At 58.2% G+C, this 21,964-nt stretch carries 27 protein-coding genes; 25 read left to right on the top strand and 2 right to left on the bottom strand.

Going from position 1 to position 21,964, the window contains the following annotated elements; all coding sequences use genetic code 11:
• Positions 1–171 precede the first annotated feature (171 nt).
• The gene (gene trpD, locus ACRTGH_RS00685; RefSeq protein WP_368847766.1) at positions 172–1,191 is read right to left on the bottom strand and encodes an anthranilate phosphoribosyltransferase; all 1,020 of its coding nucleotides are present in this window, start codon (positions 1,189–1,191) and stop codon (positions 172–174) included.
• Between the two features lie 323 nt (positions 1,192–1,514).
• Here trpD and ACRTGH_RS00680 point away from each other — a divergent pair, with 323 nt between their 5' ends.
• The 25 genes from ACRTGH_RS00680 (at position 1,515) to truA (ending at position 21,030) form a co-directional block, all read left to right on the top strand.
• Positions 1,515–2,396 (top strand): shikimate dehydrogenase, encoded by an 882-nt coding sequence (locus tag ACRTGH_RS00680; protein ID WP_368847765.1) that lies wholly within the window; start codon positions 1,515–1,517, stop codon positions 2,394–2,396.
• Positions 2,397–2,516: 120 nt separating this feature from the next.
• Positions 2,517–3,908, top strand: coding sequence for a GspE/PulE family protein (locus ACRTGH_RS00675; RefSeq protein WP_368847764.1), 1,392 nt, complete (start codon positions 2,517–2,519; stop codon positions 3,906–3,908).
• Positions 3,889–4,974 (top strand): type IV pilus twitching motility protein PilT, encoded by a 1,086-nt coding sequence (locus ACRTGH_RS00670; RefSeq protein ID WP_438474476.1) that lies wholly within the window; start codon positions 3,889–3,891, stop codon positions 4,972–4,974. Before ACRTGH_RS00675 ends, ACRTGH_RS00670 begins: the two co-directional genes overlap by 20 nt.
• Before the next feature lie 36 nt (positions 4,975–5,010).
• Complete coding sequence (locus tag ACRTGH_RS00665; RefSeq protein WP_368847762.1) at positions 5,011–6,207, top strand: type II secretion system F family protein; 1,197 nt, start codon at positions 5,011–5,013, stop codon at positions 6,205–6,207.
• 36 nt (positions 6,208–6,243) lie between these two features.
• Entirely contained in the window at positions 6,244–6,708 is a 465-nt protein-coding gene (locus ACRTGH_RS00660; RefSeq protein ID WP_368847761.1) for a competence type IV pilus major pilin ComGC, read from the top strand.
• A 2-nt stretch (positions 6,709–6,710) separates the two neighbouring features.
• Positions 6,711–7,283: a prepilin peptidase gene (locus ACRTGH_RS00655; RefSeq protein WP_368847760.1), complete on the top strand. Its 573-nt coding sequence runs from the start codon at positions 6,711–6,713 to the stop codon at positions 7,281–7,283.
• A complete protein-coding gene (locus ACRTGH_RS00650; protein ID WP_368847759.1) occupies positions 7,280–7,756 on the top strand; it encodes a prepilin-type N-terminal cleavage/methylation domain-containing protein in 477 nt (158 codons plus the stop codon). Before ACRTGH_RS00655 ends, ACRTGH_RS00650 begins: the two co-directional genes overlap by 4 nt.
• A gap of 2 nt (positions 7,757–7,758) precedes the next feature.
• Positions 7,759–8,148 (top strand): TolQ protein, encoded by a 390-nt coding sequence (locus tag ACRTGH_RS00645; RefSeq protein WP_368847815.1) that lies wholly within the window; start codon positions 7,759–7,761, stop codon positions 8,146–8,148.
• Positions 8,141–8,704 carry a PilW family protein gene (locus ACRTGH_RS00640; RefSeq protein ID WP_368847758.1) on the top strand — a complete coding sequence of 188 codons (564 nt, stop codon included), beginning with the start codon at positions 8,141–8,143 and terminating at the stop codon, positions 8,702–8,704. Before ACRTGH_RS00645 ends, ACRTGH_RS00640 begins: the two co-directional genes overlap by 8 nt.
• Before the next feature lie 8 nt (positions 8,705–8,712).
• On the top strand, positions 8,713–9,219 hold the full coding sequence (locus tag ACRTGH_RS00635) for a hypothetical protein (RefSeq protein ID WP_368847757.1): 507 nt from the start codon (positions 8,713–8,715) through the stop codon (positions 9,217–9,219).
• A 19-nt stretch (positions 9,220–9,238) separates the two neighbouring features.
• On the top strand, positions 9,239–10,471 hold the full coding sequence (locus ACRTGH_RS00630) for a PilN domain-containing protein (RefSeq protein WP_368847756.1): 1,233 nt from the start codon (positions 9,239–9,241) through the stop codon (positions 10,469–10,471).
• A 60-nt stretch (positions 10,472–10,531) separates the two neighbouring features.
• Positions 10,532–11,050 (top strand): type IV pilus inner membrane component PilO, encoded by a 519-nt coding sequence (locus tag ACRTGH_RS00625; protein WP_368847755.1) that lies wholly within the window; start codon positions 10,532–10,534, stop codon positions 11,048–11,050.
• 119 nt (positions 11,051–11,169) lie between these two features.
• On the top strand, positions 11,170–12,324 hold the full coding sequence (aroC, locus tag ACRTGH_RS00620) for a chorismate synthase (protein WP_368847754.1): 1,155 nt from the start codon (positions 11,170–11,172) through the stop codon (positions 12,322–12,324).
• Between the two features lies 1 nt (position 12,325).
• Positions 12,326–12,856 carry a shikimate kinase gene (locus tag ACRTGH_RS00615; RefSeq protein ID WP_368847753.1) on the top strand — a complete coding sequence of 177 codons (531 nt, stop codon included), beginning with the start codon at positions 12,326–12,328 and terminating at the stop codon, positions 12,854–12,856.
• On the top strand, positions 12,849–13,940 hold the full coding sequence (gene aroB / locus ACRTGH_RS00610) for a 3-dehydroquinate synthase (RefSeq protein WP_368847752.1): 1,092 nt from the start codon (positions 12,849–12,851) through the stop codon (positions 13,938–13,940). The genes ACRTGH_RS00615 and aroB overlap by 8 nt, the downstream gene beginning before the upstream one ends.
• Before the next feature lie 157 nt (positions 13,941–14,097).
• Positions 14,098–14,820: a 30S ribosomal protein S2 gene (gene rpsB / locus ACRTGH_RS00605; RefSeq protein WP_368847751.1), complete on the top strand. Its 723-nt coding sequence runs from the start codon at positions 14,098–14,100 to the stop codon at positions 14,818–14,820.
• Positions 14,807–15,679 carry a translation elongation factor Ts gene (gene tsf, locus ACRTGH_RS00600; RefSeq protein WP_368847750.1) on the top strand — a complete coding sequence of 291 codons (873 nt, stop codon included), beginning with the start codon at positions 14,807–14,809 and terminating at the stop codon, positions 15,677–15,679. Before rpsB ends, tsf begins: the two co-directional genes overlap by 14 nt.
• Before the next feature lie 273 nt (positions 15,680–15,952).
• Complete coding sequence (gene pyrH / locus ACRTGH_RS00595; RefSeq protein ID WP_368847749.1) at positions 15,953–16,681, top strand: UMP kinase; 729 nt, start codon at positions 15,953–15,955, stop codon at positions 16,679–16,681.
• The gene (frr, locus tag ACRTGH_RS00590; protein WP_368847748.1) at positions 16,678–17,235 is read left to right on the top strand and encodes a ribosome recycling factor; all 558 of its coding nucleotides are present in this window, start codon (positions 16,678–16,680) and stop codon (positions 17,233–17,235) included. Before pyrH ends, frr begins: the two co-directional genes overlap by 4 nt.
• Positions 17,235–17,459, top strand: a complete 225-nt coding sequence (locus ACRTGH_RS00585) for a PASTA domain-containing protein (RefSeq protein WP_368847747.1) — start codon at positions 17,235–17,237, stop codon at positions 17,457–17,459. The genes frr and ACRTGH_RS00585 overlap by 1 nt, the downstream gene beginning before the upstream one ends.
• Positions 17,443–17,613, top strand: coding sequence for a 4Fe-4S ferredoxin (locus ACRTGH_RS00580; protein WP_368847746.1), 171 nt, complete (start codon positions 17,443–17,445; stop codon positions 17,611–17,613). The genes ACRTGH_RS00585 and ACRTGH_RS00580 overlap by 17 nt, the downstream gene beginning before the upstream one ends.
• Positions 17,614–17,760: 147 nt before the next feature.
• Complete coding sequence (locus ACRTGH_RS00575) at positions 17,761–18,594, top strand: energy-coupling factor transporter ATPase (protein WP_368847745.1); 834 nt, start codon at positions 17,761–17,763, stop codon at positions 18,592–18,594.
• On the top strand, positions 18,585–19,448 hold the full coding sequence (locus ACRTGH_RS00570) for an energy-coupling factor transporter ATPase (RefSeq protein ID WP_368847744.1): 864 nt from the start codon (positions 18,585–18,587) through the stop codon (positions 19,446–19,448). Before ACRTGH_RS00575 ends, ACRTGH_RS00570 begins: the two co-directional genes overlap by 10 nt.
• Positions 19,442–20,248 carry an energy-coupling factor transporter transmembrane component T family protein gene (locus ACRTGH_RS00565; RefSeq protein WP_368847743.1) on the top strand — a complete coding sequence of 269 codons (807 nt, stop codon included), beginning with the start codon at positions 19,442–19,444 and terminating at the stop codon, positions 20,246–20,248. The genes ACRTGH_RS00570 and ACRTGH_RS00565 overlap by 7 nt, the downstream gene beginning before the upstream one ends.
• Complete coding sequence (truA, locus tag ACRTGH_RS00560) at positions 20,245–21,030, top strand: tRNA pseudouridine(38-40) synthase TruA (RefSeq protein ID WP_368847742.1); 786 nt, start codon at positions 20,245–20,247, stop codon at positions 21,028–21,030. Before ACRTGH_RS00565 ends, truA begins: the two co-directional genes overlap by 4 nt.
• A 140-nt stretch (positions 21,031–21,170) precedes the next feature.
• Here truA and ACRTGH_RS00555 read toward each other — a convergent pair whose 3' ends face one another.
• Entirely contained in the window at positions 21,171–21,887 is a 717-nt protein-coding gene (locus ACRTGH_RS00555) for a Bax inhibitor-1/YccA family protein (RefSeq protein ID WP_368847741.1), read from the bottom strand.
• Positions 21,888–21,964: the final 77 nt, after the last annotated feature.

Here is a 21,964-nt window from a genome sequence, read left to right as displayed (position 1 = left end):
CGGACTTTGCCATGAAGCCCTGACCGATTTTTAGATTCTCGTGTCCAGTTTTGCTGCTAGGGGTGTGCAAGAAGGTGCATCATTAGAATCAGGGGCAAGACGGAAATATTTTTGTGACAATGTTGAACGAACGCAAACAGCCGCCATACGATGATGGCGGCTGTTTGCGTTTCAGTGATTCGATTGTTCGATGAATTCCTGCAGCTTCTTTTCGGCCGCGCCGTTTTGGATGAGGGTGCGGGCTTTTTCTATGCCGTCCTTGATGGAGTCGGCCTTGCCGCCGATGTAGATGGCAGCGCCGGCGTTCAAGAGCACGATGTCGGTTTTCGCGCCTTGGGCGCCCGTGAGGATCGCGCGCGTAATGGCGGCGTTCTCCTCGGCTGTGCCGCCGACGATATCTTGCTTTTGGGCAAGTTTCATGCCGAAATCTTCGGGGCTGATCGTGTACGTCTTGTACCAGCCGTCCTTGAATTCGGAGACTTTTGTGGGAGCGCTGATGGAGATCTCATCGAGGCAGTCCGTGCCGTAGATGACCATGCCGCGTTTGAGACCGAGGCTGATGAGCACTTTGGTCAGCGGTTCCAGCAGGTATTCGTCGTAGACGCCTAAAAGCATGCGCTCGGGGCGGGCGGGGTTCGTCAAGGGGCCGAGGATGTTGAAGACCGTGCGGATGCCGAGTTCCCGACGGATGGCGCCGACATGCTTCATCGAGGCGTGGTATTTCTGTGCGAACATGAAGCAGAGGCCGATGTCCTTGAGAAGCGCGGTACATTTTTCCGGCTCCAGACTGATGTTGACGCCGAGCGCCTCGAGGCAGTCGGCGGCGCCGCTTTTGGAGGATGCCGCGCGGTTGCCGTGCTTGGCGACTGCAATCCCTGCGGCGGCGATGATGAAGGAGGCCGTCGTCGATACATTGATGCTGCCCGCGTGGTCGCCGCCCGTGCCGACGATTTCCAGTACTTCGATGCCGGGATGCCTGACGGCGAGGGCGTGTTCGCGCATGGCGGCTGCCGAGCCTGCGATCTCCTCCGTCGTTTCAGCCTTGGCGCTCTTCGTTGAAAGCGCTGCGAGGTAGGCGGCATTTTCGACAGGGCTTGTTTTGCCGCTCATGATTTCATTCATCACATCATAGGCTTCTCGGTATGTAAGGTCTTTTTTGCCGACAATCTTTTCGATGGCTTCTTTTATCATAGGGTGCAGATGCTCCTTTGGGATGGATTTGCTTTTGCGGCAAAAGTCGGAGCATGCTTCTTCCTGTACCGCAGAAGCGCTGAGTGCATTCAGTATACGCCGAAGGCCGTGCCGTGTCAAATGGCTGTGCGCTTTGTGATTCTGCATTTCTGAGGAAGGGAGGGTGGGATGAAGCAGCGGCTTTACAAAAGAGGGTTTCCTTGTTACGATAGACAAGGGAAAAGAAGGAAATAATGAAATAGTAGGATTATTTGTAAAATTTTAGGGCAAATCTTCTATTGCTGAAAAAAATTCTTCTTGATACAATGGAAAGGAATACAATGATGTTTAGTGGAAGGACAAAGAATCTTGCTGTCATCGGTTGGCCGATTGCCCATTCTCTTTCGCCGGTGATGCAGAATGCCGCTTTGCAGAAAGCGGGACTGGATTTTGCCTACATCGCGCTTCCTGTGGCGCCCGCCGATCTTCCGGAAGCGGTTCGCGGGCTCCGAGCGTTGGGGTTTCGCGGCTTCAATGTGACGATTCCGCATAAGACGGCCATCATACCGCTTCTCGATGAGGTGGATGCGGCAGCCCGTGCCATTGGCGCGGTCAATACGGTCGTGTTGGAAGAGGGAAGGCTCAAAGGCTGCAATACGGATGCGGCGGGTTTTATCGGCGCATTGGAAGCACGGAGTTTTTCGCTCGCAGGAAAGCGTGTGGTGCTTTTGGGGGCGGGCGGCGCGGCACGTGCTGTTCTTTGGGGGCTTTTTCAGGCGGGCGCGGCAGAAATTGTCATCGGTGTGCGCAATCCGCAGAAGGCACGGCCTTTGGCGGAGGAATTCTCCCGATACGGTACGATTCGCCTTTTCGAGTGGCATGAAGAATCTTTTCGGCATGCTGTTCGCGCGGCGGAGCTTGTCGTCAATGCGACATCGCTCGGCATGGCGCCTGAGATCGAAGCGGCTCCCCCTGTCCCTTGGGAAGAGGTGCAGCCGGGCACGTTTTTCTACGATATCATTTATACGCCGGCCGAAACGTCATTTTTGCGGCGTGCAGCGGCACAGGGCTGCTCGGTGCTGAATGGGGAAGGGATGCTTGTGGGGCAAGGGGCGGCGGCTTTTAAGCTCTGGACAGGCAAGACGGCGGATTTCGCCGTGATGGCAGAAGCCCTGCATGGGGCATTGGAGCGGGGAAGACCGGAAAAACCGAAGCCTGAAAGGTGAGGAAAAGAGCAGGAAGGCAAGAACGCCGCTGCAAGCGGCAAGGAAAAAAGCACGAATAAGGAAAGTCAGCACGGAAGCCGGAGCAAGACAGATGCGAGGATTCTTTTGGAGGCTATGCATATGCAAAGGACCGCAGAAGATTCGTACCAAACGCTGTTAGGCCGCTTGCTGCAGAGCATACGCGGGCAAAGGCCTGGAAGCCCTATGGGGCGTCTGGGTGATTTGGGGCGTGTGCCGGTCGTGGAGTTTGTCGATCGCATGATTGAAGAAGCGCTGCGGCTCAGGGCGAGTGATATACACATCGAGCCTTATCGGGGCGCTGTCCGCATCCGTTACCGTGTTGATGGAAGATTACTGGAAACGCATGCGCCTGTCCCTATGGAGGTTCATGCGTTTTTGCTTGCGCGCATAAAGGTCATGGCGCATCTCGACAGCGTGGAGCATCGCGCGGCGCAGGACGGGCGCATGCGCTACACGCCGTCCGACGGTACGGAGACGGTTGACATCCGCGTGGCGACTCTGCCGCTTCTGGCCGGGGAAAAAGCTGTTCTGCGCTTGCTGCATCGTTCGCAGGATCTCCTGGAGATCGGGAATCTGTATTTCTCTGAGCGAAACGAAAAACTGTTTCGCCGGCTTTGTCATCAGCCGGGCGGCATGGCCTTGATCGTGGGGCCGGTGAATTCAGGCAAGACGACGACGCTTTATGCGGCGCTTTCCGAAATAAATTCACCCGAGCGCAATATCATGACGATTGAGGATCCGCCCGAATACCATATTGACGGCATCAACCAGGTTCAAGTGAATGTGAAGACAGGGCTGACGTATGCTGTCGGTTTGCGGGCGCTTTTAAGATCCGATATCGATGAAATCGTGCTTGGCGAGATCCGTGATGCCGAAACGGCGGAAATGGCGATTCGTGCGGCATTGACGGGACATCTGCTCTTTTCCACGATGCATACGAAGGACGCGGTGAGCGCTGTTTTCCGCCTGCTCGATATGGGGGTGCCGGCCTATCTGCTTGCGGCGGCTCTTTCAGGTGTGTTGGCGCAGCGCCTTGTGCGGCGGTCCTGTCCATGCTGCAGAGAGCCTTTTTCGGCGGAGCTGCCCCTTTGGGCGCAGACAGACGGACGGACGGGGCGCGTGACGCTTTGGAAAAATTCCGGCTGTGCGGCCTGCGGCGGTACGGGGTTTTTTGGGCGCATCGCCCTGCATGAGCTTCTTTTTGTCGATGAGGCGCTGGAGCAGGCTGTCTTGGAGAGGGCAAGCCTTGGCGAAATGCGCGCCCTTGCCCGAAAGCAGGGGATGACGACACTGCTGGAGGACGGTCTTGAAAAAGCAGGGCAGGGATTGACGACGCTGGAGGAAGTGGCGCGTGTGCTCTACGGCGGCGAGGCTGATGGGGATGAGGCTGTTCTGTCCGGAAGGCCGGCGGGGCGTCTGGATGATACAGCCGCCAACAGCGCATCAAGCGGCGGCGACGCCGGCAAGGGGGATGGTTCCTTTGGCGTCTAGACTGACAGCGGTGTTGGCGGAGGCGATACGGCAGGAGGCTTCGGATATCCATCTGGCAGAGGGGCAGGTTCCCTTCCTGCGCGTGGACGGCGCCCTGTCAGCTTGGGGGACGGCGTCCTTGCCCGAAAGCGACAGACCATTGGCAGCACGAGCGGAGCAGGATCCGCTGTCTGCAGCAGAGATGGAGGACTTTCTCGGGTGTTTCCTGACGGAGACGGAGCACGCCGCGCTTCGGAGGGAAAGGCAGCTTGATTTTTCCCTCACGGCGCAGGGACGGCGTTTTCGTGCGCACGCATACTCCCAAAAAGGCGCTTGGGCGCTGGCCCTGCGCTTGCTGCCGCAGCGCATCCCGCCGCTTGCCGCCCTTGGCGTGCCGGGGGTGCTGTCCTCCCTGCTCTCTGCCGGGGATGGCCTCATACTTGTCGGTGGGCGCACTGGCTCTGGCAAGTCGACGACGCTTGCGTCTTTCATCGAGGAAATGAACAGGCAGAGGGCGGCGCATATTGTCACACTCGAAGATCCCATCGAGTACGAATTTTTGCCGAAACGATGCTTTATCAGCCAACGGGCGCTTGGCCGGGATTTCTTATCGTTTCCGGCGGGGCTCAGGAGCGCCTTGCGTGAGGATCCCGATGTCATTTTTGTCGGTGAGATACGTGAGCCCGAGACGGTGCGCATCGCGCTGCAGGCAGCCGAAACGGGCTGCCTCGTGCTCGCGACGCTGCACACGAAGGACGCGGCGGAGGCGGCGCTGCGCCTTGAAGGCATGTTTTCCGGGGAGGAGCAGGCGCAGATTCGCAGCCAGCTTTCGCTCGTCCTGCGTGCGGTTTTTTCGCAGCGTCTTCTTGCGGCAGCTTCAGGCGGCCGTGTCCTTGCAGCGGAGGCGCTCGTCGCCGTGCCTGCCGTGCGCAACCTCATACGCGCGGGCAAGGTGGCGCAGCTCAGGGACGCCATTCTTGCAGGACGTGCGGCGGGGATGCAGACATTGGCGCAGTCTGTGGAAGAGCTGTTCCGTGCCGGAAAGATTGCGCGGGCGACATGGGAGGAAGCATTGGCTTCTTGCTGAGACGGGGAATCGGAAGGATGGCAAGGGGGTGGTCCTGTGCCGGCTTTTTCCTATACGGCGAGGACGGAGACGGGAGATCTGCGCCGCGGCGAAGTCGAGGCCCGCTCTCGTACGGAAGCGGCGCGTCAGATTCAGGCGCATGGGCTTTTTGCGCTGGAACTCAAGAGACGCTACAAATGGCATTTTGCTTTTTACCGTGCCGCAAACCGAAGGTACTGCATGATCTTCTGCCGTGAAATCGCCTTGATGCTTTCGGCAGGGCTTTCCGCCAGCGAGAGCCTGCGAATTTTGGCGGAAGGTGCGCCGGGAGGGCGCGCGGCTCTGCTCAAGGATATGGCGGAACGCATGGAGATGGGGGCGTCCCTTGCCGATGCGATGGCACGCCATGGGGAGGTTTTTCCTGCTGTAATCGTCAGCCTTGTGCGTGCGGGAGAGGTTGGCGGCAGCCTTGGGACGATGCTGGAAAAGCTGGCCGACCAGACGGAAAAAAGCTGGCGTGTGCGCGAAAAACTGCGGACGGCGCTTGTCTATCCGGCTTTTTTGGCAACGGCGGCAGCCTTTGCCCTTGGCTTCATCTTTCTCTTTGTGCTGCCGAATTTTGTCCGCCTCTTTGAAGGGCTTGTCGTGGAGCTGCCTTTGCCGACGCGGTTGGTTCTGGGAATCGGCAGTCTTTTTGAGGAGCACGGCCTGCTTCTGTTGGCGCTTCTGCCCGTTTCGGCAGCGGCGTGGCTGCTTCTCCGGCAAAAGGAAGCCTGGCGGCTTCGGGTCGATGCTTTCGTGCTGCATCTGCCCCTTTGGGGCAGGCTGCGTCTCGACTTGGAGCTCATGACACTTTTTGATACGCTGGCTGTTTTGTTGGAAAGCGGCATTCCGCTCCACGAGGCGCTTGCTGTTTCCGGAGGCGTAACGCAGAATCGTTTTTTGTCATCCTTGTTTTCCGCGATGGAGAAGGAAGTGGAAAGAGGCGGGGCTTTGGGGGCGGCGGTTGGTCCGGAGGCTGTTTTTCCGCCGCTCGTGCTCGAACTTTTGCGCGTGGGTGAGCGCACGGGAGAGCTTTCCGCTATGCTGGCCAAAGCGGCGGATTTTTGCCGCTTTACCGGCGAAATGCGAGCCGAGCGGCTCGAAGCCATGATCGAGCCGCTGATGGTGCTCCTGCTGGGCGCCGTTGTCGCGCTTGTCGTGCTTTCGGTCGCCTTGCCCATGTTTGAGATGATTGGCGCTTACGGTTATTAAGATGAAAGATGGTTTTTACGGCGAGGAGGGCTGGCTATGGATGAGAGAACAGAGCTGTTGCTGAAGAAGCGGGAAAAGCGTGCAGAACGCTTGGGAGAAGGCGGGTTCACGCTTCTGGAAATGCTGCTTGTCATCTGCATCATCGGGGTGCTGGCAGCGATTGCCGTGCCGAAATTTGCCCAGTCCATGACTTTGGCGAATACGTCAAAAATCCAGGCCGATCTCAGCACGCTTAATACGGCGGTGAGCCTTTACAAGGCGGAGAAAGGCATTTATCCGCAGAACGTGAATCAATTGAAGGATTATATTCTCGATGTCGAGGCATTGCGGCCGCCGACAGGGAGTTATTTCCTGCGCACGGGCACGACTGTGGAAAAGGCGGGGGCAAGCTATGTCCTTACCGCAGGGGAGCATGGAGAAATCCAGGCGACGCTTGACGGACATAAGCTCAGTGAATTTGGGCGCAAGGGGGACGAGAAGGCCGCCCCGGGGAAAAGCTGATCGTGGCCGGGAGGCAAAGGGTTCCCTCCTTGCCGCCGGGCGGAAGGTTTGTCTTTTCGCTGGGCGTTTTGCTCGGGGCTGCAGCATTGCTTCTCGGCTATGGCTGGGGCAGGGAATTCCTCGTTCTCTTTTCGCTTTTTGCATTCCTTCTGCGCATTTCGCTGCTCGATATGGTGTACGGCCTGATTTTTGATCGGTTGCTTCTGCCGTTCGCTTTTTTGGGTGTTTGCCTTTCCGCCGCCTTTGCGGCCGCCCCGCTTTGGGAATTCCTGGTCGCGGGGATTCTCGCCGGCGGAGCGCTCGAACTGCTGCGCAGAGTCTCGGGGGGCGGCATGGGGGGCGGCGATGTGAAGTTCGCGTTTTGCCTGGGCTTGTGGCTGGGACCGACAGGGGTATGCGCAGCGCTTTTTCTCGCTTTTTTTACCGGCGGGATTTTTGCCGCTTTTTTGCTGCTTTTTTGCGGCCGCGGCAGAAAAGATCGCATCGCCTTTGGCCCCTTTCTTGCTTTGGGAGCTTTTGCAGCCGCGCTCTTTACGCCTGAACTGCTGGCTTTTTATGGAGGGCTGTTCCGATGAAAGAAGAAGGTTTTACCCTGCTGGAGCTTCTTTTCGTCTGCTTTCTGCTGTCACTTGTCGCCTTGCTTGCCGTCCCTGTCGTGCGCCTGACGGAATTGTCCCGTCTGGAACGGGAGGCGGCGCTTTTGGCGAGTGATTTTCGCTGCCTGCAGGAGATGTCGCGCACGCGGCGTGAGCTGGGTGGCAGGGAGAAATGGGAGGAGCGGCCGCAGCTTGTGTTGGAGGCGCATTGTTATGCGATTCGCTTTCCGGGCGAAGCAAAGGCAAGGCTGGAGCATTCTTTTCCTGAAGGAATTTCGGCTCTGCCCTACAAGGGGAATTTCGATGGAGCGACGAGCCGCTATGCTTTTTATTCGTCCGGCGAGCCGCATCCTCTGTGCAGCGCGATCGAGCTGCGGTCGGCGCATTATTCCATCGACGTGATCATCGATGAGGCGGGACGGGTGCGTACGGATCGGAGGCGGCATTGGTGAGGATGGAGGGGAAAGACGGCGGCTTTCTTGCCGTCGAGGTTGCTGTGCTCGCTTTTTTGCTCCTTGCAGTTGCTGCATCCTTTTTTGTTTTGGAGCGCTCCGTTTCCCTTTTTGCACGCAGTGAGGCGGAGACGGGCGCCATGTTTCTGGCACAGGAAGAACTGGCGTGGGCAGAGCGGGAGGCGCGGCTGTCAGGGCGGCCGGGAAGACTGCCCGCAGGCCGCAGTCACGGGGCGAGCGAAAACGGTACGGAGTTTTCTGTCAAAACGGAGTTTGAAAGAAAAGGGGCGGATTTTCCGCAGCTTTGCCGCGTGCGTACGCGCGTAGATTGGCAGGAAAAGGGGAAGGCACAGGCTTTTTCTCTCGAGAGGACGGTGCGTCTCGGTGAATAGGAAGAAGGCTTTGGGGGAAGAAGGCTATGCGCTCATGGAGTTTTTCGTGAGCCTGCCCGTGTATCTCGCGCTTCTCATCGGGCTCTTTGCGGCGCTGCTCTTCTTTCTCCGGAGCTATGTCCTGCTTCTCGGCGACTGGGAATTGCAGCAGGAGATGCGGCTTGCCCTTGAACGCATGGCACAGGATGCGCGGGCGGCAAGCCGTGTTGAGGTGAGGGCGTCGGACAGGCTTCATACGGAGGATTATACGGAGGTCAATGGGCAGGAGCTGGTGCGCAGGACGGATTATGAACTGCGCATGGGAAAACACGGCGATCCGCCGTATATCAGCAAGGATGTATCGCTGAAAAATGCTGCGGGGGAGGAGATATCGGGCTATGCCGCGCCGCAGCCTATGACGGGAGGGCGCAACGCTTTCGGCAGCCTGGCTGTCGTCGATTTTTCCTGTGAGGAACGTGACGGGCTGCTTTTCTTGCGCCTTGAAGGGGAAAACCGGCAGACGAGGAAGCGCATAGTCTTTTCTACGGCGGTCTGTCCGGCTTCTGCCGGGAGGTGAAAAAAGGCATGGGACATGGTGTTTCCGATGAAGAGGGACTGGCTTCTGTCTTCGGGCTGGCCGTGGTGCTCCTGTTGTTTGTGCTCGGCGCCGCGCTCTTTGAAATTTCGGGGCACAATCATCTGGCGGCACGCGAATCGCAGACCATGACGCGTTTGCTCGAGGCTTCGGAAAGCGCCGTGCAGATGGAAGCGGCGAAGCTGGAGCGCGACGGGGCGGCACGCGGGGCGCTCGGTGCGGAGCTGCAGAAGGATCTCGAGGGCGAAATCGAGGCGGAAGGGATTCGTTGGCGCGCCTTTGCTTCTTGTGAATGGGAGGAAGGGACGCCGCCTGCCAAGGCGGATGGAGAGGAAACGGTGCGGTACCGAATTTCGGCTGTGAGCTGGCAGGCGCAAGGAGAAGGCGGTGCGCTTCCGCTAAAAAACGATGAAGAGACGGGGAAAAAATGTTCCCGTTCCACGGCCTGTTATCGTTACGAAAAAGGACGTCTTGTTTTTGAGCATTGGGTGAGATAGGAAAAGGCGGTGAAGCGGCTTGGAAAACTGGTGGGAGAGGTTTTGCGTCCTATGGCAGGAGCCGTGCGGCTGCCTTGCCGGCATTTCGCTGGGCGCGGGGGAACTTTGTCTCGTTTGCTTGGAAAAAGGCGAGGCAGGTTGGTGCGTCGCCGGAAAACGCTGCATACCGCTGCCCGAGGCCGTGCCGGGGCCGGGGATTTTTTCGGAAGCGGCTGCGCTTGCCAAGGTCGCCTTGGCTCGGGACGGACGCGAGAGAAGCCGTATCGCGCTCGTTTTGCCGGAGGAACATGTCTTTTGCTACACGAAGGAATTTCCGGCGCTCCCTCTAGAGGAGATGAGAGAAGCTGCGCGTTGGGATCTGCTTGCAAGCCTGCCGGGCGGTGAGGCGGAGAAGGGGTATGAGCTGGGTTTTCTGCTGCTGGGGTCGGACACTGTCCCGGCACAAGGAAAGGAATTGCTGTTGGCGGCGCTGGAGAAGGAAAAGGCACGCAGCATCCGAAACGCCTTTGATGAGGCGGGTCTTTCCTTGGCCGCGTTGACACTGCTGCCGCCTTTGTCCGCGGGGCGGGAGCGGGTGGAGCACGTTTCGGCGGGGCAGCCCGCGCAGGCGATGCAGGGGGCGGAAGAGACGGTTTTTTCCCGCGTGCGCGGCGCAGCCGATCTTGCGGCGTCGGAGCGTCCTGCCTTTATGGCGGCGGCAGGGCTTTTGGAGCCTGCGGGCGTCATCCAGCTTCTGCCGAGGGAGGCGCGTCCCGGCAAGTGGGCGTTCGGCAGAATTGCCATGGCTCTGATGGCGCTGCTGTTTATTTGTTTCACGCTCGTTTACGGCTTTAACTTCTGGAAAATCCATCATCTGCAGCAGGAACAACAGCAGATGGCGCAGGAGCTCTTCCTGCTCTCCGGCGAGAAGAAGCGTATGGCGGCGGCAGAACAGGAAAGACAGGGGGTCGAAACGAGGGAACGGCTGCTTCTGTCCCTGGCGCACGGCGGGATTCCTTGCCGCAGCCTCCTTGTGCATCTCGGTACGCGCACGGTGGAAGGCGTCTGGATTCGTGATCTGCGTGTTGAGAACGGCCGTGAAATCGTCCTCAAAGGGGTGGCGACGAGCTACGATGCTCTGGCGAATTTCCTGAAATGCCTTGAAGAGGACAAGGGCTTTTTTGTGGAAAAACCTGCGCTCACAGGCTCGGAGCGCAAGGCGGACCGGGAGGGGAGTTTGCTCGTGTATTTTTCTGTGCAGACGAAGATCTAGAGGCGCTGTTCCGTCCGGCACGGCAGCGGCGCTTTTCGGCAAAGGAAAGGAGGCGATGGGATGCACCTGGTAAAGACAATGGCCTTGGCTCTTTTGACCGTGCTTCTTGGCGCAGCGTTTTTCCGCTGGGGATATTTGCCGCAGGAGGAAGAAATTGCGCGCATCGAGGCGCAAGTGGCGCAGGATAAGGAGGAACTTATCCGAATCCAGAACTTCATGAATGCGAATATGGGCGTTTCTGATCGTACAAAGGAAATGAAAAGCAGGCTGACGACGGCAAAGCGGCGCTTGCCGGAGGAGATGGATCAAGGCGGCTTTATTGCGCTTTTGGAACGTGAGGCGCAGCATGAGAGAATCGTCCTTTCCGCTGTCGCACCGGGCAAGGCTGCGGCAGAAGGCGAAGCCTTGCGCCTGCCGATCGATGTGGAGATGGAGGGCGACTATTTCCGGCTTCTCGCATTTTTGCAGGCGCTTGAGGCGAGCGAGCGCTTTATTCGCGTAGAAAGTACAGAAATCAGGAGCGATGAGGGCAAGCTGCACATAAAGCTTTGCCTCTCGATTTTTTCCGGCAAGGCATAGCGGCTTCCCGGCAAGGTTTTTGGGGACTTGCCGAGGAGCCGCTTTCTATTGTAGACTTAGGGAAGCACTGACTGGGAATTTATGAATGTTTTTTGGCGTTGATGAAAGAAGGAAGGATTTTGGGCAGATTGCGTTTTTTGACCGCAGGTGAGTCGCATGGGCCGTGCCTGACTGCGATTGTCGAAGGAATCCCCGCCGGTCTCACGCTTGACCTTGCAGAGATGAACCGTGACTTGGCGCGTCGCCAGCAAGGCTATGGGCGCGGTGGGCGAATGAAGATTGAAACCGATGAGATGAAGATTCTTTCCGGCGTGCGCTTTGGCGAAACACTGGGCTCTCCTGTCACGCTTGTGGTCGAGAACCGCGATTGGCAGAATTGGCAGGAGCGCATGGCGGCCTTCGGGGAACCGCAGGGGGAAAAAGTTACGGCGGCACGCCCCGGACACGCGGATCTGACGGGCATAAAAAAGTATGACCGCAAGGATATACGGGATATACTCGAACGCGCAAGTGCACGGGAAACGGCGCTGCGCGTCGCTGTCGGCGCACTGGCAAAGCAGATGCTGAAGTCTCTCGGCATCACGCTGGGGTCGGCCGTGCTCGACATCGGCGGCGTGGCCGTTGATGAGGCGCAGCGGGAGGCGGGCGCTGCCCATAAGGAGACGTCCGAGCTCAACTGCTTTGATGCGGTGGCCGAAGAGAAGATGAAGGGACGGATTCGTGCGGCGAAGGAGGCAGGCGATACGCTCGGCGGCATCTTCGAGGTGCGCGTGCATGGCGTACCTCTGGGCCTTGGCAGCCATATCCAATGGGACAGGCGTCTTGACGCGCGTCTGGCCGGCGCCTTGATGTCCATTCAGGCCATCAAGGGCGTGGAGATCGGCGCGGGCTTCGGCTATGCGTCCCTGCCGGGCAGCGAGGCGCACGACGAGATGTTCTACGACGAGTTCCTGCACACATACCGCAGGACGAATCGTGCGGGCGGTCTGGAGGGCGGCATGACGAACGGGGAGGATGTTGTCGTCAGGGCGGTCATGAAACCGATCCCTACCTTGATGAAGCCGCTTCACTCTGTCGATATTGCGAACAAGACGCCGGTACTGGCCTCGAAGGAACGCAGCGATGTCTGCGCCGTGTCGGCGGCCTCCGTTGTCGGCGAGGCCATGACGGCCTTTGTCGTGGCCGAGGCGGTCATAGAAAAGTTTGACAGCGACAACATGCGCGATTTAGCGGCGGACATCGCGCAGTACAAAAAGCGCATTGGGGAGGCGTGAGATGAAGAATATCGTGTTGATCGGCTTCATGGGCACAGGCAAGACGAGCACGGGACGTCTCCTTGCGAACCGCCTTGGCCGCGCCTTTGTCGACCTCGACAGCAAAATCGAGGAAGAGGAGGGGCGGACGATTCCCGAGATATTCAAAAGTGAAGGAGAGCCGTATTTTCGCGCACGGGAAAAGGATATGGTAAAGCGTATGGCGGCGCGGCGCGGCAGCGTGATTTCGACGGGCGGCGGCACGATCAAGGATGCGGCGAACGTGGCGGAGCTCAAGCGGAACGGCTGCATCGTTTGTCTCGCCGCCTCGGTCGACGCGGTGCTTGAACGCACGGCGCATGCGGGAAGCCGTCCGGTGCTCGACCGCGAGGACAAAGGCGACAGGCGGCGTGCCGTCGAGGCGTTGATGGAAGAGCGCCGCGCCCTTTATGAGGTGGCGGATTATACGGTGGACACGAGCGACCTTTCCCCGCTGCAGGTGGCGGATGATATCATTGCCTATTTGAAGAGGGAGGGTGTTTTTCGTGCGTAAGGTGCACGTGGAGCTTGGCGCGTCGAGTTACGACATTTTCCTGGGCCACGGGCTTTTGCCCGATCTCGCCGCCTTTGTGGGAGCGCGAGGCTTTTCTGCAAAGGCGCTTGTCATTTCCGATACGAATGTGGGAAAGCTTTATGGCGCCGCGCTGCTGGAGAAGCTGCGTGAGGCGGGGCTGTCTCCGGAGCTCCATCTCGTTCCGGCGGGAGAGCCTGCCAAATCCCTTGCCGTGGCGGAGGAGATCTTCACGCGGGCCATCGAGACGGGGCTTGACCGCCGCTCTCCCATATTTGCGCTCGGCGGCGGCGTCGTCGGCGATCTCGCCGGCTTTGTCGCGGCGAGCTATATGCGCGGTGTGCCGTTCGTGCAGCTGCCGACGAGTCTTCTGGCGCAAGTCGATTCAAGCGTGGGCGGCAAGGTCGCTGTAAACCATCGTCTCGGCAAGAACCTGATCGGCGCTTTTTACCAGCCTGAAGCCGTTTTTGCCGACTTTGCCGCTTTTGCCACTTTGCCGGCGCGGGAAATCCGTACGGGACTGGGAGAAATCATCAAATACGGCATCATCGCCGACGCGGCGCTTTTTACCTGGCTGGGGGAGAACGCCGACGATGTGCTGCGCCTTTCGCCGGAGGCGGCGCTGCATATGGTCGCCCGCTCCTGCGAGATCAAGGCGGATGTCGTTTCCCAGGATGAAAAAGAAAGCGGACTGCGCCGCATCTTGAATTTCGGGCACACGATCGCCCATGCCATCGAGAAAGAAACGGGCTATTCGCGCTACAATCACGGCGAGGCCGTGGCGATCGGCTCTTTGGGCGCCGCCTATATCAGCCGGTCGCTTGGCATGATTGACGAAACGACCGTGTCCCGCGTGCGGGAGCTGACGGAGCGGCTCGGTTTGCCGCTGGCTGCTGAAGGATGCACGGTCGATGCTCTTTACGCAGCGATTTTCCATGACAAGAAAACCGTCGGCGGCAAGGTCAACTGGGTGCTCATGGAGGATATCGGCAAAGTTGTCGTGCGAAGCGATGTGCCGGAAGACGTCGTGCGCGAGGCTATGGAACGCTGTTTGGAAAAGGGTTGATTGGAAAAATTCGCACTTGCTTTTTTTGCAGCTGTATGCTAAAATTTTTTGCGGTGTCTATAACGCACGCGCACCGATATTTGCCCTGTTCTCCCCGTCGAGGGAGTGGCGCAAAGGATGAGGGAGCGCGGAGGAAAAAACAGGAGGTGCACCAATTATGGCAGTAGTTTCTATGAAGCAGCTGTTGGAGGCCGGTGTCCATTTCGGGCATCAGACCCGCCGCTGGAACCCGAAGATGGCGAAGTACATCTTCACGGAAAGAAACGGTATTTACATCATCGACTTGCAGAAGACTGTGCGCAAGGTGGACGAGGCGTACAACTTCCTTCGTTCCCTGGCGGAAGAAGGCAAGAGCGTTCTCTTCGTCGGTACGAAGAAGCAGGCGCAGGAGGCCGTGAAGGAAGAGGCGACGAAGGCTGGGATGTTCTATGTCAATGAGCGTTGGCTCGGCGGCATGTTGACGAACTATCAGACCATCCAGAAGAGGATTCGTCGTCTGAAGGATCTCGAGCGCATGGAAGAGGACGGCACGTTTGATGTTTTGACAAAAAAGGAAGTTCTGCAGCTGCGTCATGAAATGATGAAGCTCGAGAAGTTCCTGGGCGGCATCAAGGAGATGAACCGCCTGCCGGGCGCGATTTTCGTCGTTGATCCGAGGAAAGAGCGCATCGCTGTCGCTGAGGCGAGGAAGCTCAACATTCCGATTGTGGCGATTGTTGATACGAACTGCGATCCGGATGAGATCGATTACGTTATCCCCGGCAATGATGACGCCATTCGCGCTGTCCGTCTCTTGACGAGCTCGATGGCAGCCGCTATTGTCGAAGGCCGCCAGGGTCAGGACGGTGCAGGCGAGGAGGCTGAAGATGGCAAAGATTGACGCAAAGATGGTCAAGGAGCTGCGCGAGCGCACGGGCGCAGGCATGATGGACTGCAAAAAGGCGCTTTCGGAAACGGATGGCGATATGGACAAGGCCGTCGACTACCTGCGTGAGAAGGGCATTGCCAAGGCTGAAAAGAAGGCCGGCCGCATCGCCACCGAGGGCGTCGTCGCAGCCTATGTGGCAGACGATGCGAAGGTTGCCGCACTCGTCGAGATCAACTGCGAGACGGACTTCGTCGCTGTCACGGATAAGTTCCATGAGCTCTGCGATAAGATCGTCAAGCATATCGCCGTGACGAACCCTGCCGATATGGACGCGCTGAATGAAAGCGTCCTGGACGGCAAGAAGGTTTCGGAAATCGTCACGGAAGCTGTTGCGAGCATCGGCGAGAAGATTTCGCTGCGCCGCTTCGAGCGCTACGAAAATGCCTCCGGCCGCATCGCGAGCTACATCCATATGGGCGGCAAGATCGGCGTTCTCGTCGACCTTTCCGGCGGCACGGCGGAACTCGGTAAGGATATCGCCATGCATATCGCAGCGTCGGCGCCGACAGCTGTTGATCGTTCCGGGGTGAAGGCGGAAGACCTCGAGCACGAGAAGGAAGTCCTGCGTGCGCAGGCTCTCGAAGAGGGCAAGCCGGCCAATATCGTGGAGCGCATGGTCGAGGGCCGCATCAACAAGTATTATCAGGAAGTCTGCCTTTTGGAGCAGGCCTTCGTCAAGGATCCGGACAAGAGCATCAAGGATGTTCTCGGCGATGTCAAGGCGGAGCGTTTCGTGCGTTTCGAGCTCGGCGAGGGTCTGGAGAAGAAGACGGAAGACTTTGCGGCTGAGGTCGCTGCCCAGATTAAATAAGATCAGGATATAGCTGAAATGCTTTGAAGCTGCCGCATGGCAAGAGGGTATCTGCCAGTCTGGAATGACATTTGTGCGGCAGCTTTTTCCTGCCTTTTTTCAGTCGGGTTATGATCGTTTCCTCGCTGCGGCGTTCGGGAAGACGGGGAAATAAATCGTCATTTTCTGACGGAAGAACAAGGATTATTTTTGCCTTTGTCGAATAGAACAGGGAACAAGAACAAGGGCAGAAAAAACGATTTTTGTAAAAATGGCAAAAGGAGGAAGTTCATATTGGATACAGCGAGTTACAAGCGTGTCGTCCTCAAGCTCAGCGGTGAATCCCTTGCCGGCAGCCAGGGATTCGGCATTGATCTGCCGACCGTGGACGCTATTGCGGCCGAGGTCAGGAAGGTGCGAGAACATGGCATCGATGTAGCGGTCGTCGTAGGCGGCGGCAATATCTGGCGCGGCCTGGCAGGAAGCTCCAAAGGCATGGATCGTGCCCAGGCGGACTACATGGGGATGCTGGCGACGGTCATGAACTCGCTTGCGCTTCAGAGCTCCCTCGAAAATATCGACGTCGATACGCGCGTACAGAGCGCCATTGAGATGCGCCAGATTGCGGAGCCGTATATTCGCCGCAAGGCTGTGCGCCACCTGGAGAAGGGGCGCGTCGTGATCCTTGCGGCGGGCACGGGCAATCCGTATTTTTCGACCGACACGACGGCGGCTCTGCGGGCGGCCGAGATCGAGGCGGATGTCATCCTCATGGCAAAGAAGGGCGTCGACGGCGTTTACGATTCTGACCCGCGCAAGAATCCGGCGGCAAAGAAATTCAGCCGCCTCAAGTACATGGATGTCCTGAACCGTGGTCTCGCCGTCATGGATTCGACAGCGACGAGCCTCTGCATGGACAATAAGATACCCATCGTTGTATTCAATATCGATGACCATACGAATATCCTCAAAGCGGCAGTAGGTGAGGATATCGGTACGATTGTAGGGGGAGATGAAGCATGATCAAGGAGATATTCAATACGCAGGAAGAGCGCATGAAAAAGACGCTCGAGGCATTGCGCCGCGAATTCGGCTCGCTGCGTGCCGGCCGCGCCACGCCTGCTCTTTTGGACCGCGTTCTGGTCGATTATTACGGCCAGCCCACGCCGGTGAGCCAGGTAGCGACTATTTCGGTACCCGAGCCGCGTATGCTCATGATCACGCCATGGGAGAAGACGATCCTGCATGAGATTGAAAAGGCCATCATGAAGTCGGATCTCGGGCTTACACCGAACTCCGACGGTTCTGCCGTGCGGCTTTCGATACCGCAGCTCACGCAGGAACGGCGTACGGAGCTTGTGAAGTCTCTGAACAAGAAGACGGAAGAGGCCAAGGTCGCCATCCGCAATATCCGCCGTGATGCGAACGAGCAGATGAAGAAGCTCGAAAAATCCAAGGAAATCACGGAGGACGAGGCGAAAAAGGGACAGGATGATATGCAGAAGCTCGTGGACAAGTATATCAAGTCTGTCGATGACGCCCGTGCCGTCAAGGAAAAGGAAATCATGGAAGTCTGATGGAAGCGGATGTTTTGGGTCTTTCATGGGATGAGGCGAAGCGGCGGCTCGAGGCGCTTGGTCTTGCCTATGAAACGGTCTGGACCCGGCCGACACGAGATTTTTTTTCGGTGGAGGAGAGCTCGCCCTATGTCGTTCGCCAAAGGACTGAGGGCGATATCATAAAAATCGTGCTCGCAGCACGGCTGCGAAAGGAGGTGTTTCCAAATGGCTTACAAGATTAGTGAAGAGTGCATTTCGTGTGGTTCCTGCGCTGGTACCTGTCCTGTCGAGGCGATTTCGGAAAGCGATACGCAGTACGTAATCGATCCTGAGAAGTGCATTGAGTGCGGTGCTTGTGCGGAAGGCTGTCCCGTTTCCGCGATTTCCGCGCCCTGAGAAAAAAGCAAGCCCGCTGCTTCGGCAGCGGGTTTTTGCGTATAGGGGGCAGGTTTGAACCGTTATCTCGACTTTTTGTTTGTGTTGACAATTAAAATCGAGTATAATGATAGTGTTTTGTCAGGAGGCTGCAGGAAGGGGAGAAGCATGGGAGAGTTCATTCGCGCAGAGCATCTTTCGCATGTTTTCCATGCGGGGGAAGAAGGGGCCTATACGGCTCTTTCGGATGTCTCGCTGTCCGTGGCGGAGGGGGAATTTCTCGCCGTGCTCGGTACGAACGGTTCCGGCAAATCGACGCTGGCACGCCACTTCAATGCGCTGCTTCTGCCGACGGAGGGGCGCTGCATTGTCGCCGGCATTGATACGAAGGAAGCGGAGGCGCTCTGGCCGCTTCGCCGGCATGTCAGCATGGTTTTTCAGAATCCGGACAACCAGCTTATTGCAGCAGTCGTCGAAGATGATGTCGCGTTTGGTCCGGAAAACCTCGGGGTAGAGCCGGCAGAGATCCGCCGTCGTGTCGACGAAGCCTTGTGTGCTGTAGGCATGGAACATTACCGCAAGGCGGCGCCGCACCTGCTCTCGGGCGGGCAGAAGCAGCGTGTCGCCATTGCGGGAGCGCTGGCGATGCAGACGCACTGTCTCGTGCTGGATGAGCCGACGGCGATGCTCGACCCATTGGGAAGGCAGGAGGTGCTGGAAACGGTGCAGCGCCTGAACAAGGAGCGCGGCATCACCGTCATCTATATCACGCATTTTATGGAAGAAGCTGCCGCTGCCGACCGCATCGTCGTCATGGAGAGCGGACGCGCGGCGGCGGAAGGGACGCCGCGTGAGATCTTTCAGGATGTGGCGGGCATGAAGGCGCGCGGCCTTGCCGTGCCGCTGGCCGTGGAGCTTGCAGCCTTTTTGCGCGGCAAGGGACTTTCCTTGCCCGAGGATATTTTGACGGATAAGGATTTGGTGAGAGCGCTTTGTCCATAATCTTGGAAAATATAAGCTATACCTATATGCGGGATACGCCGTTTGAGCGCATGGCTTTGCAGGATGTCACGCTCACGATTCCCGATGGCAGCTTCACGGCTTTGGCCGGACATACGGGATCCGGCAAGTCGACGCTCGTGCAGCAGTTCAACGGCCTTTTGCGCCCGGACAAGGGGCGCGTGCTCGTCGATGGGACGGATCTCTTGGAGAAGAGCCCGGAAGCGAAAGAGGCGCGCAGGAGTGTCGGCATGGTTTTCCAATATCCTGAGCATCAGCTTTTTGAGGAGACCGTTGCCAAGGATGTGGCTTTCGGCCCCTCGCGTCTCGGACTTTCGGCGGAGGAGACGGAGGAACGCGTGCGCACGGCGCTCGCTTTTGTCGGCCTCGATTACGAAACCTTTGCCGCACGTTCGCCGTTCGAGCTTTCCGGCGGTCAGATGCGCCGCGTCGCAATCGCGGGGGTTTTGGCGCTGAAACCGCGCTATCTCGTGCTCGACGAACCGACGGCCGGGCTTGACCCTTGCGGCAGCGAGGAGCTTCTGAGCCGCGTGCGTGAGCTGCACGAGAAGGAAGGAACAGCCATCGTGCTTGTTTCGCATAATATGGATGATATCGCGCGCTTTGCGGACAGGCTCATCGTCATGCACGCGGGCAGGGCGACGCTTGAGGGCAGGCCGGAAGAAGTTTTTCTGGCGACGGAAAAGCTTGCTGAGGCAGGGCTGCGCCCGCCTCATCTCGTAGAGCTGCTGCAGGAGCTCTACGCAGCCGGACTGGCGCTGGATGCCGACGCCTTCTCGCTGGAAGAGGCGGCGGAGCGCATCCTTGGTGCATTGGGGAGGCAGGGATCATGCTGAAGGACATCACACTGGGGCAGTTCTTTCCGGGCAGTTCCCTGCTGCATAGACTCGATGCCCGTACCAAGATCATCCTGCTTTTCTGCTTTCTCGCCGCGATTTTTCTTTTCGACTCGCCCGCTGCCTATGCGGCGCTGACGGCTTTTACAGCGGCGCTGATCGGCGTGAGCCGTGTGCCGCCCGTCTTGATGCTCAAGGCGGTGAAGCCGCTTTGGTGGATGATCGGCTTCACCTTTCTCATCCACCTTTGCAGCACGCCGGGCGATGTTTTTTTTCATGTCTGGATTTTTGATCTCACCTGGCAGGGGGCGGCCAAAGGCTTCTTCATCGCCCTGCGGCTCGTGCTCCTGCTGCTCCTTTCCGCGCTTTTGACGTATACGACATCGCCGCTTGCCTTGACCGACGCGCTCGAGACGCTGCTGAAACCGTTGAAGCGCATCGGTGTACCGTCGCATGAGATCGCCATGATGATGACGATTGCACTGCGTTTTGTACCGACCTTGATCGAGGAAGCGGACAAGATCATGAAAGCGCAGCAGGCGCGCGGTGCGGACTTCTCCGAGGGAAGCCTCCTCGTGCGCATAAAGGGCTTCGTTCCCATTCTGGTTCCGCTCTTCATCTCTGCCTTTCGCCGAGCCGATGAGCTGGCGCTCGCGATGGAGGCGCGCTGTTACCGAGGCGGCATGGGGCGCACGCAGATGAAGGCCTTTCGCATAAGTTCTATAGACTACATCGCCTATGCCTTCAGCGCAGTCTTTATTGCGGTGCTTGCTGTGCTGAAATTTGGAGGTATTGCATGAAACGGGAGCATAAAGCGATGATGAAGGCGCGCAGCCGCAATATCTGCCTGACGGTGGCATACGACGGCACGGCCTACCATGGCTTCCAGCGCCAGAGCCCGCCGATTCGCGCCGTGCAGAATGTCCTGGAGGAAAAGCTCGCCCTCGTCTTTGGCGATGCGATCGAGCTGGCGGCGGCAGGGCGCACCGATGCGGGTGTCCACGCTATGGGGCAGGTCGTGAACTTTTTCACGGATGGGCGCATTCCGTTGGAGCGCATTGCGCGGGCTGTCAACAGCATCCTGCCGCCCGATATCGTCGTAAAGGAGGCGCGGGAAGCCGGGCGCGATTTTTCGGCGCGCCACAGTGCGAAAAGCAAAACGTATCTCTATCGCATCCAGCAAGGAGAGACGCCGAACCCCTTCGCGGAGCGATATGCCTGGTACATTCGCCAGACGCTCGACCTTGCGGCGATGAATGAGGCGGCGCAGATTCTCTGCGGCGAACATGATTTTTCCGCCTTCCGTGCTGCAGGCGGTGCGCCCATGCTGCCCGTGCGCACGATGTTCTTGGCCGAGGGAAGAAAGCGTGAAGGGGACAGGATCGAGTTCCGCTTTCATGCGAACGGCTTTCTTTACCATATGGCGCGGAATATTGTCGGCACCTTGGCTGATGTGGGAAAAGGCCGCCTAAGTGTGCGCGATTTTCAGGCGATTTTGGAAAGCCGCGAGAGAAAACGGGCTTCGGCGACAGCCCCGGCCAGGGGCTTGTTTTTGGAAAGCGTGGAGTATTGCGCTTATTGAGACCTGCCGCCGGCAGACGATGATAAAGAAAGAGGCTGTGCTCCCGTCGGATTCGACGCGTGCACAGCCTCTTTCTTTATCGGGTGATTCGGCTTGCCGTTTATATCGTTTATGCTGCGTGCAGCGGAGTCCTTTGCGTGTTAGTCGCGGCCGGACAACATGCGCAGGAGGTCGAGGATTTCGACATAAAGCCAGATGAGCGTTATGAGGAGGGAGAAGGCGCAGTACCATTCGAAGTCTTTGGGCATGCCCTCGCGCACGCTTCGGCTGATGAGCTCGTAGTCCATGAAGAGGCAGAGCGTAGCAACGCCGATGATGACGAGTTCGACAGCAATGGCCACGATGCCGCCGTCGTGCAGCATGGGGAAATGGATCCCGAAGAAGCCGAGCACGATTTCCGCCACATAGGTGATGACGACGCCGGTGAGGGCAATCATCGTGAGGCGCATGAACTTAGCGTCGACCGTCACAAGACCGCGTGAGTAGATGATACCCGCGGCAATAGCGATGCCGAAGGTGAGCATGACGGCATTGATGAGGATGCCGGGGTACAAGATTTCGACCGTCACAGAGATGCAGGCAAGACACATGCCCTCAAGAATAGCGTAAAGCGGCGCGAGAAGGCCTGCCAAGCTGGGTTTGAAGGAGACGACCAGAACCGTGACAAGAGCCATGACGGCCGTGACCGTCGTGGTTGTCGGTGTTGCATAGCCCGTCATCCAAGTGATGACGGCGGAAGCCGCCACGATGAGGACAAGACCGATACTCTTCGCGGCAATGCCGCTGTAAGTTGCGGCTTCACCGGAAAAGACGCTTTCGGAAGCGCTGCCTACTTTTGCCAACATGGGATTTTTCAAGGGATCAGCTCCTTTGCATTATTTCTTGCTAATAAAAGACGCATTTTTGCGCGCCTATTTGCCATTATAATAGGAAA

Origin of the sequence: Selenomonas oralis (genome assembly GCF_051603425.1) — a bacterium.
GTDB classification, from domain to species: domain Bacteria; phylum Bacillota; class Negativicutes; order Selenomonadales; family Selenomonadaceae; genus Selenomonas; species Selenomonas sputigena_A.
The sequence above is the reverse complement of the archived record's forward strand: the minus strand, read 5'-3'. Positions and strand labels throughout refer to the sequence as shown.

What these genes read in the sequence shown, in the direction of transcription:
- ACRTGH_RS00645 (WP_368847815.1), top strand. Translation starts at nt 7,759, where the DNA reads ATGGAGGGGAAAGACGGCGGCTTTCTTGCCGTCGAGGTTGCTGTGCTC.
- ACRTGH_RS00565 (WP_368847743.1), top strand. Translation starts at nt 19,442, where the DNA reads ATGCTGAAGGACATCACACTGGGGCAGTTCTTTCCGGGCAGTTCCCTG.
- ACRTGH_RS00675 (WP_368847764.1), top strand. Translation starts at nt 2,517, where the DNA reads ATGCAAAGGACCGCAGAAGATTCGTACCAAACGCTGTTAGGCCGCTTG.
- trpD (WP_368847766.1), bottom strand. Translation starts at nt 1,191, where the DNA reads ATGATAAAAGAAGCCATCGAAAAGATTGTCGGCAAAAAAGACCTTACA.
- ACRTGH_RS00680 (WP_368847765.1), top strand. Translation starts at nt 1,515, where the DNA reads ATGTTTAGTGGAAGGACAAAGAATCTTGCTGTCATCGGTTGGCCGATT.
- ACRTGH_RS00625 (WP_368847755.1), top strand. Translation starts at nt 10,532, where the DNA reads ATGCACCTGGTAAAGACAATGGCCTTGGCTCTTTTGACCGTGCTTCTT.
- frr (WP_368847748.1), top strand. Translation starts at nt 16,678, where the DNA reads ATGATCAAGGAGATATTCAATACGCAGGAAGAGCGCATGAAAAAGACG.
- ACRTGH_RS00615 (WP_368847753.1), top strand. Translation starts at nt 12,326, where the DNA reads ATGAAGAATATCGTGTTGATCGGCTTCATGGGCACAGGCAAGACGAGC.
- ACRTGH_RS00580 (WP_368847746.1), top strand. Translation starts at nt 17,443, where the DNA reads ATGGCTTACAAGATTAGTGAAGAGTGCATTTCGTGTGGTTCCTGCGCT.
- rpsB (WP_368847751.1), top strand. Translation starts at nt 14,098, where the DNA reads ATGGCAGTAGTTTCTATGAAGCAGCTGTTGGAGGCCGGTGTCCATTTC.
- ACRTGH_RS00660 (WP_368847761.1), top strand. Translation starts at nt 6,244, where the DNA reads ATGGATGAGAGAACAGAGCTGTTGCTGAAGAAGCGGGAAAAGCGTGCA.
- ACRTGH_RS00585 (WP_368847747.1), top strand. Translation starts at nt 17,235, where the DNA reads ATGGAAGCGGATGTTTTGGGTCTTTCATGGGATGAGGCGAAGCGGCGG.
- tsf (WP_368847750.1), top strand. Translation starts at nt 14,807, where the DNA reads ATGGCAAAGATTGACGCAAAGATGGTCAAGGAGCTGCGCGAGCGCACG.
- truA (WP_368847742.1), top strand. Translation starts at nt 20,245, where the DNA reads ATGAAACGGGAGCATAAAGCGATGATGAAGGCGCGCAGCCGCAATATC.
- ACRTGH_RS00635 (WP_368847757.1), top strand. Translation starts at nt 8,713, where the DNA reads ATGGGACATGGTGTTTCCGATGAAGAGGGACTGGCTTCTGTCTTCGGG.
- ACRTGH_RS00575 (WP_368847745.1), top strand. Translation starts at nt 17,761, where the DNA reads ATGGGAGAGTTCATTCGCGCAGAGCATCTTTCGCATGTTTTCCATGCG.
- ACRTGH_RS00670 (WP_438474476.1), top strand. Translation starts at nt 3,889, where the DNA reads ATGGTTCCTTTGGCGTCTAGACTGACAGCGGTGTTGGCGGAGGCGATA.
- ACRTGH_RS00650 (WP_368847759.1), top strand. Translation starts at nt 7,280, where the DNA reads ATGAAAGAAGAAGGTTTTACCCTGCTGGAGCTTCTTTTCGTCTGCTTT.